This is a genomic window from Bacteroides intestinalis, from assembly GCF_003464595.1.
In the GTDB taxonomy this organism is placed as follows: Bacteria; Bacteroidota; Bacteroidia; order Bacteroidales; family Bacteroidaceae; genus Bacteroides; species Bacteroides intestinalis_A.
Genome location: NZ_QRZF01000004.1, coordinates 101042 through 114529, shown reverse-complemented (window position 1 = coordinate 114529; position 13488 = coordinate 101042). Strand labels below are relative to the sequence as shown.

The window sequence follows — 13488 nt, the reverse complement described above, 5'->3', positions numbered from 1 at the left end:
ACTTCATTGGCAAATGCTGCAAATGAAGAAAAAACAGTTTCTTAATCCTTGAAAATTTCATTACTTTATATATTCCTTTAATGTATTTTCTATCTGCTTAGCAACACTTGATGCCATAAAGTGGTCTTTTGCATATTTAGCATTATAGAGTGATACTGTTTTAGCTAAATCTTTATTCTCCAGATATGGTACCATGGCATCAGCAAAATCTTTTGGTTCTAAAGACTCTGAAATAAAGCCCATTTTTTCGTTCTCGAAAAAGTCAACAAGGCCACCAACCTTGCGTGTAAATATTGGCAGTCCAAATGCCATCGCTTCAAGAACAACAGTAGGCATGCCCTCGCCATGTGTTATTAATAATAATAATAATGCATTTTTGTATTCTTTTCTCAGTGCTTCTCCGTCTAATCTTCCGGTGAAGTGGATATCGGATAATCCTTTTGTTTTAGTATATTCTTTTAGTGCCTCCGATTCAGAGCCAGAACCAACGAAGGTGAGAGTGAGATCTTTGAATTTTGGTTTTAATAAAGCAAAAGTATCTACGGCTTCATATACACCTTTTGCTTTTTCTATTCTAGATAAGAATAATATATTTTTATTTCTAAACTCTCTGTCCTGATTCGGATTATATCTTTCAAGTAAAGCGTCATCAACCTTTGTTGTCGTTAGGCGAATTGGAGTTTTAACGCCCCAACTTTGCATCGTTTTCCTGAATGATTCTGCAAGCAAAAGGATTAATGAAGCTTTATTAAAATTTTTGACTACCCATCCTTTGTTTATTTGTGCAGCATAGTCTAAGTCGAAACCATGGACAAAAATTGTAACTTTAAATCCTAAGCCTCTTGAAATTTTGGAAAATATAAAATCTCTTTTCAGGGCACTTGATCCAAGAGAACTATTTAAAAGTACCACATCGGGGCAGAACGTAAGTAATCTGAAAATGAATTTCACAATATCCCAAGGCAGCCAGTATTTTCCGTTTCCTCTTTTGCTACTACGTCGGCCTACGGTATTATATTTCACATCTTCCGTCCAGAATTGACGTAACCCTAAATAATGATTGGCCACTCCACCTAATAATTTTAAGGAGGGGGTATTTATTAGAATTTTCATAATCAACAAATTATTTATGTTAATATATTTCTCTACTGTTAAAAGGCATCGTTGGAGTTACAACTGAATAGTGATTGATTGCTCCTCCAACCTTGAATTGCGTGAAGGGGATATGCGCCACCTTTGCAGTATTGCTGTCAACATATTCATGCGGTTTAGAAGACAACTTATTTTTATATATTTGGAGAACAAAGCTGTTCATAGTTGTCACTCCAACGTAAGCTGCTATTACCGGACAAAAGGAGAAAGAATTGAATATCATCTGCTACTATTTGAAAAAAATCAAAAGCCTAAACAGTTCAAATATGAAATTCCAATGGCTTCTACGCCAAATGCGGATTTGCCGGATTTGATACTTTCGACTCTGTTCAATAGTTTTACAGTATCAATAATTGATACTGATATGTCACCTGCATTTTTCACGATACAACCATTGTTTGAGAATTGTATATAATCCGTTGCAACTTGTACCGTACCGTTATGTATCACATATAATCCCATAGAGGCAAATTCACTGAATTTTGATGGAGATGCTGATTGATTGATAAAATCATCTTCTCTCCATAATACAGCGATATCGGCTGCTGACAACATATCAGGCATTTCTGCAAAGGGAACGGTAGTAGTTATACAATCGGAAATACCATAATCGTTACGAGAAAGATTAATGACCTTAATGCCCAAGTTTAACAAGTGTTTGATTACGCGAAAATCTTGTTGCCAAAGTGAATTTCCTCCAGTAGCACATATAGCCAATACTTCATTTTTGGCTATACCGTATTTTGCCCGAATTGAAACACGTTTTAATTCATCGTAAACGAAGTGTTTTCCTGCGATATTTGGGTGAAAATATAGCTTATATCTACAATTTGGATAATGGTTCTGGATATATTCATTAATCTTATTTGAAACAGAAGATATACAGATAGGCATATTATCCTCAGAAAAAAGGAATTGATAGCATCGGCGTAGATAGTTTTTCTGAATCATAAACAACCATTTTCTCAAGCCCATACTTCGCCCCATCTTATATTTTATTTCCTCGAATACGACACCTCTTATGTCAATTAAAAGAGGAATATTAAGATTATATTTGCAAAGTAACTTCTTAAATAAGAATCCGTTATATTCACTGCGAATGTGTATCGTAGATTCTTTGTAGTTGGGTATTTTTATTAAACCATGGTAGAATTGAACAATCGCTTGGCATTGAAAGATTGGATAAACGGAATAAGATTTTACCCAATACACAGGAATGGAGTATTTCGATAACTTGTACTCAATACTGTTTCTTTGATTATCATTCATGTACCCTTGTAACAGAAATACTTTTACTCCTTTCTTCTGGTAGTAAGCCAACAATTCTAATACTTGTGACTCATAAACCGAAACATCACCGGAAGCTACATATATAATTTGTTGTGCCATAAATATTAAAAATAAGAATCTTTATACTCAACTAAAAAAAACACTGCCGTCAGTAGTTCAACACTCTCAGTAAGATCAGAACTCATCATTGACTTAATGAACACAGCGCATATTAATGGGAGTACATAAAAATTTGCATTTGACATCAGACTAACACGCCTTACATTTAGGATGAGAGGAAGAAAAACGATATATAGAATCATGATGGTTCCTACAAATCCAGTTTCGCATAGCAACTCTAAAAACAGATTGTGTGGATATGCCCTCTTTCCGTTAGTACTAAATCCGCCTAATCCTTTGCCTAAGGCAAAATCATTCTTAATAATTTTGTAAGCATCATCGTAGTCTCTATTTAGACTTTTGCTGAAAGTGGCAGCCTCCATAGAACTGTTTACAGCATCCGACTTGGTAAAACTGATGATAGAAATTGATACTATGATTGCAAATAGAATATAATTAATCTTTCTCTGCAACTGAATTGTCGAGTCGATAAGAACGCGTATGATTACAATAATCACACTCCCAAAAATGGCTTGCCTTGCTTGTGCAAGTAGCAAGACAATCAGCAACGATATAAATAGAGAGAGATTTTGTTTTGATACGACATCCTTTAAATCTTTTGTACTAAATAACAGGGCAACCCCCATCATTGCCGGAATGCCTATTGAATGATAGGAAAATGGCATTGCTGTCTCTTTCTTGAGAAGGACAAAAGAATTCCGGAAAAAATTAAAATCCAGCAAGTTAGATGGCTGAGGGAAATGAAAGAAATCGAATGCTATAGCCAAATAAAATAGGCCTATAACGCATAAGTATTTGCTCAATTTGATCCGCTCGATGTATGGAGACTGTATGAATGCCCTCCAGTAAACCAAAGAAATCAAACCGATAATGATAATATTTATGATTTTGGATATACTATAGGGGTGTTGTGGTCCTAATAAGAAAAAGGCTATAAATACAATGATAAGAAAAAGATATTTATTCAAAACGCCAATGTCATCTCGCGTAAAATAGAATTCTTGTCTTAAAAAATAGATACCCATAACCAAACATATAAAATAAGCAGTGATGGGAATATGTAACACATAAAAAAGCGTACCCAGTGCTGGTGCCGTAAAAGATAGCAAAGCAAAACCTCTCGTTACTTCATTCATATCATAAAGAGATAGAAATAAAAGAGGAATAACCAGTATCGTTCGCAAAAAGACAGGAACTGGTAAATATACAAAGATAATTAATACCCATATACCAACAGATACCCATTTTTCCACAAATAGATTAGTATTCGATGTTTTTATATCAGTTGTGCTCATTTATTTGAATACGAATGTAGTTAATCTCTTCCTCCTGTTAGATAATACAATGCTTTAGGAAAAAAACGATTGAGAAAACTAAAACAGAATAAGCATATCACAACACCGATGATTGGTGCTATTAGGTATGTTAAAATACCCTCCCCTCCCGAATTGCAAAGACTGTTAAATGTTTTAGTTAGCAAATTAGTACCAAACCCTAAAGGAGAAGTAATAATTATGGGTAGCGTATGAAGAGCGTATATAAAAAAACTACGGTTCGATTTTTTGAGGAAGAAGTTTCTAAGAGATTTTTTATTTGACATTTTATAAGCCAATGCGACAACAGCAATTATGCCAACAGTACAGTAGATATGATTAAATGCCATTTCAAATTTCGTTCCGTTCATAAATAGAAGCATCGGCAATAGAATAATAAGAGCTATTATACCTTCAGACCTATATTTCAAGAAAGTATCTAAAAGATCTTTTTTATTAATAGACAGATATGCTCCAAAGCTAAAAAAGAACAGACCTATTATATTTATGCCTGCCAACGTTTCAATATTTAGAATATACGCTATCCATAAGACTATTAGAAAGGCATACTTTCCGCGCTTGATGGCAAAATAAATTAAAGGTGTAAGCACGGATAAGACTATTAAATCACGTAAAAACCATAATGGCAAATCAGCAGGGGCTGTAAAACTGCCGCTCAAGCCTAAAAGGTCTATTCCATTTGTATTTGAAATAGTGAAATGATTCCACATATATGATACCCAATTAGGTAAAGAGTAAATATCTTCAAGACTCAACGAATGTTTCTCTGTCAATGCTACATTCAAAATCTGACTTTGCCATAAGCCATGTAAATAGCGGCATAGGACTGCTATGATATTCCATAGAATATATGGAATCAATAGAGTCTTGGCCCTTTTCTTTATTTTCCGGACATATATTTCTTTGCTAAACTCTGTGCGGTAAAAGAAATAGTATCCCGAAGAGAAAAAGAAAAATGGCACAGCCACTGCTGCAATATTATTTATCGTTACTCCTAATATTGAGTAAATATTGTCAAAATTTAACCTTGTCCAGTCAATGCCTGAAATGGGAGTAAAGATGGGATTTTGTTGTGGTGTAAGATGAATATAAACTACCAAAACTGCCATTGGGAATCTTAGCCAACTGACAACTATAGAAGTGCTTACTTCGGTTATGTCGGTCTTCATGATTTATCTGTAGTATTTGTAGAATTCACTCCTCAGCATGGCAGGAGGAACTGTTTTCCTGATTTTCAAACTCGCTAATACTCGTTTGAGCTTCAGCTTTAAATATCCTCCTAACGAGTATGCTTTCAAGTTATTCTTCCCCCATGTTGTTTTGGAATAATATGACTTCCATATCTCTTTATAAGGATGAATACAATCTCGATGCCACGGCTTTATCTTATTGGTATAGTGTATAATCACTGGATTTTCAGCTGCGTCATGCATCTCATTCCAGCGATGTTTGGCTATAAAAGGCGTTTTATATAGAAAAGAGAATTGCATATTATATTTCATTGGAAGAAATATTTTTGAATTTTGCAGTACTCCATTTAATGCATCTTGATCATGGAATAACAAATCGCCCGTATGGGTATCTATGTATTCAAGTATTTTTGGGGACAATTTTTCTTTCTTCCAGAGGTTTAGGTTAATCAATAATAAACCTGCATTAAAATATCCTTTATCCGAATCTAAACCAAGCCTATTATAATGCCGAATGTCATCACAAGACTGGTCTATGACAGCACCAATTGCCGCATTTCCTAAATCTGTATTATACAAATCTATAATTGGCCCGTTTACAATCATATCTGCATCCAAATAGAGACATTTATCCAGATCGGCAGGCAAAATATCAGAAGCCAATATTCTGTTATAACTCGCAATGGAAATGTGTGCTGCAGTGGGACAGCCCTTTAGAGTTTCTTGACTTACTATTACAATCGACAACTTCTGTTGATAACGATTGGCTAATTCTTTCAGTTTGTTGACATTGCAAGGCAGTAGTCCTTGGGTAAGAATATAGAAAGTAATATCTATTCCTTTGTTGTTTTCAAAGATAGATGTCATCAATACACCACATGGCATGACAAATTTGTCATCAATTCCACAAACAATATTCATGATTTTAAATGTTTGATTTCATAAATAATATTGCATTCTCTGCATTTATACAATCTGCATATAAGCCAATATGTAACGACTCCCAATATTCCGACAACGAGCTGAGTCCAACAATTACTTACCATACTATTAATAAGCAATATCTCAACACCGGAAATAACAGAAGCTATAAGGTATGGATATATTTGTTTGAATTCATCCCAATATCCCCAAGGCAATACCTTTTTTACAAAATAAATGGTGATGACAATATCTATTATGGAATACAATAAAATGCTGTAGCATATGTAAATAACTCCGAATTGGAGAGCGATAATTAACAAAAATATAGCAATGGATTTCTTTATTACTTCAGAGCTCAAAGATAAATCAGAACGTCCTTTTACATTTAATATATACCAATTAAATCGCTGTATGGGCTCAAACATATAAGCGATACAAAGTATTTGCATGTAGGGAACCATATCAAGCCATCTCTCTGTCAATACCACGGAAATAAGTGGTTTGGAAATGGATGCAAGAATAACCATAGCCGGGAAAACCACAAAACAGTTCAAACGCAGATATTTATAGAACTGTTTTTTCAGCTTTTCATCATCGTTCTGCAAATCACATAAAGCCGGATAAGAGACTTGTGTTATGATAGTCGTAAATTGCACCGAAGGCAGTTTCGACAATGAATTGGCTTTTGTGAAAAAGCCCACATCAGCCACGGCATAGAACTTACCGATTATCAGCGAATATAAATTCGTGTAAATTCTATGCATCATTCCGCTAATCAATAGCTTAGAACCAAATGAAAAAAGTTGCTTGAATGAATCCGTAGAGAAAACTAAATCCGGTTTCCACTTTACTTTAAACCATAAGCCCATTGTGCATAGCAATTGCATGGATATGTTCTGACACAGCAAGGCGTAAACCCCCATACCATGCCATGCCAACGTAATTCCTAAAAAACCGCTTATGCAGACTGCTATTAGATTAATTTGAGTAAACTCTTTAAAGCGAAGTGAAATCATCAATTTTGTACGTTGTACGATAGCCAATCCTTGGATAATAACAATTAATGCATAAATCCTTGTAACTTCTATTAATTGAGGTTCATTATAAAAATGAGAGATTGGTATAGCCGCAAAAAATAAAATTAAATACAGAGTTGCGGATACCGTAACATTAAAGTAGAAAACGGTAGAAAAATCAACGTTTGTTCTATCCGATTTTTGCACCAATGCGTTTTCAAATCCACTATCCAATAAAGCTTCGGCTATGGCGATAAAAACAGTCAGGATGGCAATTAGACCATAGTCTGAAGGCAAAAGTAACCTTGCTACAATTAAGCTGACAACAATGCTTAATGCCTGAGAAGATAATTTGCCTATTGTATTCCAAAGTATCGCTTTCTTCTGGGATTGAGACATATAGAGGGTTGTTTAAAAGATGTTATTTTCGATGTTTTATAAGGTAAATTGCTAATGTGGACAATTTAAACACATTAAATCCACCAATTACAAATAGTATGGATTTCAGGATAGAATATTGGGCTTTCTTATTCAATGCCTGATAGGATTGCTTAAACATCGCCTCAATTTTCTTTCGCTGTTTTTTATCGAAACTGGATTTTTCTTGTAAATATTTAATTCTACGGTGAAACAGTAAATCCAAGAAACGTTTATCCATGCTATTCCGTATCGTCTTATCCGAAAATGAATTATATACCAACGATTTAAAATCTATGTCGGATAACAATTTATCGTATGATTTTACAGAAAGAACATGAGTTACACTTTCCTCATTTTTATGATAGTAATAAATAGCAGTCGATAATGCTACTGTTCTACTGGTTATGAATTCATATAATGCAAATACTTCATCTCTGTAAACTCCATGTTGCTTCCTGTTTATCTCTTCAACAAAGAAATCTGGTTCAAAGCTTTCCTTATTTATAAGTAAACCATTGGTCATCGGTATTAAAGAGCCTAATCCATTCTTGAAAGTCAATAAAGCAGCTTCTTTCCCTGTCATTGAAACAGGAAGAGGCTTTTGGTTATTGGGCACTTTTCGCAAGATGCTCTTTCCACTTATGTAATACATCTGAGGGCATACTATATCCGCCTGAAATCGCAGAGCTGTTTTTAGCATCTTATCCAAATAGTTTTCCTCAATATAATCGTCAGCATCAATGATACATACCCATTGGGAAGATACCTTGCATATACCGGTCAAACGAGGCACATGGGCTGAGCCTGTATTGGCTATAGTTGTGTAATGAATACGTGAATCTATTTGAGCATAATCATTCAAGATATGTACAGTATTATCTGTCGAACCATCATTCACAATAAGTAATGACCAATTAGTATATGTCTGCTTCTGCACACTATTTATCGTTGAAGCGATAAACTTTTCTGCATTGTACACTGGTATTACAATAGTTACAGCCTCCATCATAACTTCAATCCATTAAATACTTTCATCCACAACTGATAAATTGCATCAACGGTAAACTGTTCGCTTTTTGTGCTTGCGGCATGGGCCATTTCTGATATTTTCGCTTCATTAGCCATCAAAGTCTTCAATTCATTGGCCATTTCAATAGCTCTAAATCCATCTTTACAATATGGCACAATAATACCATCTTTACCAGAATCTATTATATCATATACACTCGGGAAACTTCCGTAAACAACTGGTATGCAATAATTTGTCATAGCTTCAAGAAGGACTAATGGGAAGCCCTCGTATTCGGATGTCAATAATAACAGAGAAGCTCTTTTATAATAATCCAAAGGATTGCAAAATCCTGTAAAACAAACCCTCTTTAAATCTAATCTGTGAACCTCTTTTTTTAAATCATCTAAAGCTGATCCGTCACCAACAATAGAGAATTTCCATTCAGGAAATGCTTTTTCCAATAAAGCCCATACTTTAATTAATCGTTTTGCTCTTTTTTGTTGAGTATCAACCCTCCCGACATAAATCACTTCTTTTTCCTTTTTCAAAGGCATGGATGATGTAGCTATTGTTATAGGATTGGGTATTACTCTTAATTTTGACAGTTCTTTGCATTTCGTATATGAAGAAAAGCGATTAACAAATGATTTTGATAAGAGACAAAACAAATCGCTATGCTTATATATATAGCGCATTCCATATCTTGATTTGAGTTGCTGGATAAGAAATCTGACATGTCCGATTGAAAGACTTGATTTAGTCGATTTAGAGGAGGGTAAATTGGGCATATTATGATAGATAGATATCGTTTTAATGCTTAACCCCTCTTTAGCCATTTCCAACAACCGCATTACAGACATCAAATGACCACTTTGATTAATTACAATATCAATATGTTTCTCTAATAGTATATATCTCAACTCTTTAATTACTTCCTTGTTCGATGTTTCCTGTGAAAATATCAAGGTGACATCTTTTCTTAAAGATGGGAAAATTGTATCTCTTGAATGAGATAAACAAAAGATAGTGCAATTATGATATTCAGACTGGAATTTATTGGCCAAGACGTGCGTAACGGTCTCAACACCACCAATCTTATAATATTTCAGTAAAAACAAAATGTTCATATATCTATATATTGATTACGCTATTATACCAGCATTCTCCCACATTTTGCTTTTCTTGTCAATGAAGTCAGCGCATAAGATAAGAATAATGTAATAAGCGTTGTTACCCATAGCAATGCATACTGGGATATAACAATGGAAAACGAGGTGTGGTAAAATAATATTCTGAGAATAAACTCTTGTAAAAGATAAATGCCAAAGCTACAAGCAGAGATATCATACATAAACAGAGGTGGTTTTTTGTGCATTGTTACATTTTTGGCGGTAATGTAATGCCTGATAAAATGATAGCCGTCATAGTTTTTTTTAACTTTTTCAGAGCTTCATCATGGGTCAATTTCATACTTTAAACCGATTTCTTTTATTTTCCTCCCCTTCCTCTCCTCATCAGCATATTATTAATCTGTTGCCTCACATTATCCACCTTTGCACCCGACGTCAGCCGGGAGGCAAAAGGAAGAAGAACCTCGATGAAGGCGCCTTTCACCACCGTGTCCTTGCCCACGAGGGATTCGCTGAGCATGATGCTTACCACACCCGCCAGATCATGGGCGGTGGTACATTCGCCCAGAAGCCGGGTGTACTCATGCACTTTTTTCACGTCGGGCACGTAGGTGAAGAGATGGCACTCGTCATCATTCAGGCTTTCAATGTCCTCGGTTCCTTCGGGACGGATGGCGACCTCGGCAAACTGATCGCCGTAAAAGTGCTGAACGGCGGCAGTAGCCGCGGGGGCTATCATGTTCGTGCCGCCGAATATCTTTATCTCTATTTCCGGTTTGTCGTTCATATTTGTATTATTTATCTCCATTTTCTTTAAACATTTTCAATGTATTATCAACGAGTATTCAATGAATGTAAACAGTTTATAAATGCCTTTTGATGTAGTGGAATGGATGGGTTATTCACCGTATCTTTGTTGACATAAATGTAATAAATATAATCGTGTTATGAAAGAATCTATTATGTCTTTTTTCAATGCTCCCATCACCAATAAAGTGCCTGCCGGAGTATGCAGCATAGCGGGGCTTCATGCCTACATCTCTTCCGATCCCCATCTGAAGGAACTGACACAAATAGTAAGGTCCACTACGGAAAATGATAAGGATTTCCGTAAAAAAAAGCAAACGTTACTGCCTTACGTCACACCTGCAGGCGTCTTTTCGTACTGTCGGGAGCAGTGCATCGTGGTGCCATCCGGAGCCTTTGTGATAGACATTGACCATCTTGCTTCTATCGAAGAAGCCATGATGTGGCGCGACCGCCTTTTTGCCGACGAAGTGCTGCAACCGGATCTTGCCTTTGTAAGCCCCGGCGCCAAAGGGGTGAAACTCTTTGTGCCCTACCGCCTCACCTTCACTGATACGCTCGAAAACTCGTTTGACAATGCCCTGCACACTGCCTGGGACTATCTGGAATGGCGACACGGACTAAAGGCCGACGCTGCCAACGCCGATATGTCGAGAGCCTGTTTCTTGGCATACGATGCGGAATGCAAATTAAAAAATAATTAAAATCACAACTTTTATCGTGAACGAACTTGACATTATCGAGCAATTGACCATTGCCGTAGAACAGGGCGGAGCCAATATTGCCCCCACTTATCAGGAATACATGCCACTGGCTTTTGCTGTGGCCAACAGTTGCGGAGAGGAAGGACGTAGTTTCTTCCATCGCCTTTGTCGCCTCTCCGATAAGTACCGGCATGACGAGGCCGACAAACTCTACGACCACGCTCTGCAGAACGGACGGGGAGGCAATTCCCTGGGAACAGTGTTCCATCTGGCCCAACTGGCAGGCATACGTTTCGATAAGAAACTTGCAAACTTGCAAAACTTGCAGGCCCCCTTCACACCCACACACACGTGCGCACGAGGGAAAGGCGGAAACACAGAACAGAAACAACCGCAAAGCACCGAAGATACCGTGATAACAGTTCCCGCAGAAACGTCTGTCTCACTGCCCTGTTTCGTGGAATACAGGTGGCCGCTCTTTCTGCAACGAGTGATAGACTGCGGAGACTCACCCGCCCAAAGGGACATTCTGCTGCTGGGAGCGCTGACCGTATTCGGAGCTACCCTCAACAAGCTGCTGAGCTTTACTTACGGGCGAAAAAGCAAATATCCGTGTCTGCAAACTTTTGTCATTGCCCCGCCCGCTTCCGGAAAAGGCGCGCTGACGTGGGTGCGCCGGCTGGCGGAACCCCTGCACGACTCGCTTATGGCAGCGTACAGCGAAAAGATGAAAATCTACCGGCGCGAGAAAGCGCAATGGGACGTGCTGGGCAAGGAGAAGGTAAATATCCCCGAACCCGAACAGCCTTGCATGAAGATGTTCCTCATTGCGGGAGACAACTCAGGAGCCGGTATGCTGGAGAACCTGATGGACGCCGATGGAGCGGGACTGATATGCGAGACCGAAGCCGATACCGTGAGTACAGCCATCGGCACGGATTACGGGCACTGGAGCGACACGTTGCGCAAGAGTTTCGATCATGAGCGGCTGGCCTACAATCGCCGTACCAACCACGAATATCGGGAATGTAATAAATCATATCTCAGCGTATTGATCAGTGGAACGCCAGCCCAGGTGAAGCCGCTCATCCCCTCGGCAGAGAATGGCCTCTTTTCGCGCCAAGTGTTCTACTGTATGCCTCCCATTCATGAGTGGGTGGATCAGTTCGATCAGTCCGGAACCGACTATGACCGTATGTTCACCCTCTGGGGGGAGCGTTGGAAACGACTGCTCGATGCCCTGACGGCTGCGGTAAGCGGTATAAGCCTGAAGCTCACCGAAGAACAGAAAGACGAGTTCAACGCTCACCTCTCAAGCGTATTCGGCCGTGCAGGCGTGGTTCATGGCGACCACATGAAAAGCGCAGTGGCACGTATTGCCATCAACATCTGCCGTATCATCGGCATCGTAGCATTGATGCGCTCGCTCGACGCCTTGCTGATGGCAACGGACGGCATCGACCCGACTGCTGCTGAAAAGCCTACGGATGACATGATAAAAGTCTTGCTGGCTTGTCCGGGGCTATCGCCTTCGCCTCATGTTCCGCAAGAGAACGTGCAGGATGGAGTGGTTTCGCAGTTCGAACTCACCGTGGGCGGCGATGACTTTCATGCCGTGCTGTCGCTCGCGGAGCCTCTCTATCTGCATTCGTGTCATATCCTTTCACTTCTTCCGTCGACGGACTCTGTACAGCCACAGAAAGTGTCACAGGAGACGTTTCTGGATGGACTGCCTCTCTGCTTCACTCGCAGCCAGGCCCTTCAGGCAAGTACCCGGTTTGGGATATCTCCCGGTACGCTCGACTCACTGCTGAAACGTATGACCGATAAAGGTCAGCTGCTGAAAGCCGGTCGGGGAGAATACAGGTTCAAGTGAAGAATCCTTCGGAATGTGAATTCCATTTGCCTCACGCACGTATATGCGTGTGTGTGGGTGTGAGGGCCCCCTGCAAGATTTGCAAGATTGCAAGATTTTTTTTCCCAACTGGGAAAAAAATATTCCCCACTTGGATACTAATTCCCCTCTATTTTTCTCTCATCAATCCTTTAATTTTTTAATTCTTTCATTTTGAATAACTCCTTTCACCCCGTCTCCATGAAGAAGAGCGAACTGGCCCTTCTCTATTTTCCGGATTCAACTGTCGCAGTGGCTACCAACCGTCTGATGCGCTGGGTTCACGATTGTCCACCCCTGATGGAGGAGCTGGAAGCAGTCGGTTATCATCGTTCGCAGAAGTTGCTTACTTCCCGTCAAGTATCGCTAATCATCCGGCACTTGGGCGACCCGTAATGGTGAAACCCATCGGAATCCATCGAAACCCATAAGTCGGTTTCCGGTCAGCCATATCTTTGCCCGGAGTTTTTGAAATAGTTAAGTAGTAATTGCTTA

At 38.7% G+C, this 13488-nt stretch carries 12 protein-coding genes; 3 read left to right on the top strand and 9 right to left on the bottom strand.

The features are described from left to right. Window positions 1–60 precede the first annotated feature (60 nt). From DWW10_RS07240 to DWW10_RS07195, 9 genes are all read right to left on the bottom strand, one after another. Window positions 61–1113: a glycosyltransferase family 4 protein gene (locus tag DWW10_RS07240; RefSeq protein WP_022392951.1), complete on the bottom strand. Its 1053-nt coding sequence runs from the start codon at window positions 1111–1113 to the stop codon at window positions 61–63. Between the two features lie 282 nt (window positions 1114–1395). After that, complete coding sequence (locus DWW10_RS07230; protein ID WP_022392952.1) at window positions 1396–2541, bottom strand: glycosyltransferase family protein; 1146 nt, start codon at window positions 2539–2541, stop codon at window positions 1396–1398. A gap of 5 nt (window positions 2542–2546) precedes the next feature. Then, complete coding sequence (locus tag DWW10_RS07225) at window positions 2547–3857, bottom strand: O-antigen ligase family protein (protein ID WP_022392953.1); 1311 nt, start codon at window positions 3855–3857, stop codon at window positions 2547–2549. A 20-nt stretch (window positions 3858–3877) separates the two neighbouring features. Further along, window positions 3878–5065 (bottom strand): acyltransferase family protein, encoded by a 1188-nt coding sequence (locus DWW10_RS07220; RefSeq protein ID WP_022392954.1) that lies wholly within the window; start codon window positions 5063–5065, stop codon window positions 3878–3880. A gap of 3 nt (window positions 5066–5068) precedes the next feature. After that, window positions 5069–6007 carry a glycosyltransferase family 8 protein gene (locus DWW10_RS07215; RefSeq protein ID WP_022392955.1) on the bottom strand — a complete coding sequence of 313 codons (939 nt, stop codon included), beginning with the start codon at window positions 6005–6007 and terminating at the stop codon, window positions 5069–5071. Beyond that, window positions 6004–7425: a lipopolysaccharide biosynthesis protein gene (locus tag DWW10_RS07210; protein ID WP_022392956.1), complete on the bottom strand. Its 1422-nt coding sequence runs from the start codon at window positions 7423–7425 to the stop codon at window positions 6004–6006. The genes DWW10_RS07215 and DWW10_RS07210 overlap by 4 nt, the downstream gene beginning before the upstream one ends. A gap of 22 nt (window positions 7426–7447) precedes the next feature. Further along, window positions 7448–8455 (bottom strand): glycosyltransferase family 2 protein, encoded by a 1008-nt coding sequence (locus tag DWW10_RS07205; RefSeq protein ID WP_022392957.1) that lies wholly within the window; start codon window positions 8453–8455, stop codon window positions 7448–7450. Further along, window positions 8452–9585 carry a glycosyltransferase gene (locus DWW10_RS07200; RefSeq protein WP_022392958.1) on the bottom strand — a complete coding sequence of 378 codons (1134 nt, stop codon included), beginning with the start codon at window positions 9583–9585 and terminating at the stop codon, window positions 8452–8454. Before DWW10_RS07200 ends, DWW10_RS07205 begins: the two co-directional genes overlap by 4 nt. A 361-nt stretch (window positions 9586–9946) precedes the next feature. After that, on the bottom strand, window positions 9947–10375 hold the full coding sequence (locus tag DWW10_RS07195) for a hypothetical protein (RefSeq protein WP_022392960.1): 429 nt from the start codon (window positions 10373–10375) through the stop codon (window positions 9947–9949). A 160-nt stretch (window positions 10376–10535) separates the two neighbouring features. On the opposite strand from DWW10_RS07195, the gene DWW10_RS07190 reads away from it, so the two are divergent. The 3 genes from DWW10_RS07190 to DWW10_RS07180 all read left to right on the top strand — a co-directional run bounded on the left by DWW10_RS07190 (window position 10536) and on the right by DWW10_RS07180 (window position 13389). Then, window positions 10536–11099: a BT4734/BF3469 family protein gene (locus DWW10_RS07190; protein ID WP_118421260.1), complete on the top strand. Its 564-nt coding sequence runs from the start codon at window positions 10536–10538 to the stop codon at window positions 11097–11099. Between the two features lie 16 nt (window positions 11100–11115). Continuing rightward, a complete protein-coding gene (locus DWW10_RS07185; RefSeq protein WP_022392962.1) occupies window positions 11116–12975 on the top strand; it encodes a DUF3987 domain-containing protein in 1860 nt (619 codons plus the stop codon). Between the two features lie 219 nt (window positions 12976–13194). Continuing rightward, entirely contained in the window at window positions 13195–13389 is a 195-nt protein-coding gene (locus DWW10_RS07180; RefSeq protein WP_118221343.1) for a DUF4248 domain-containing protein, read from the top strand. The last annotated feature ends 99 nt before the right edge of the window (window positions 13390–13488 follow it).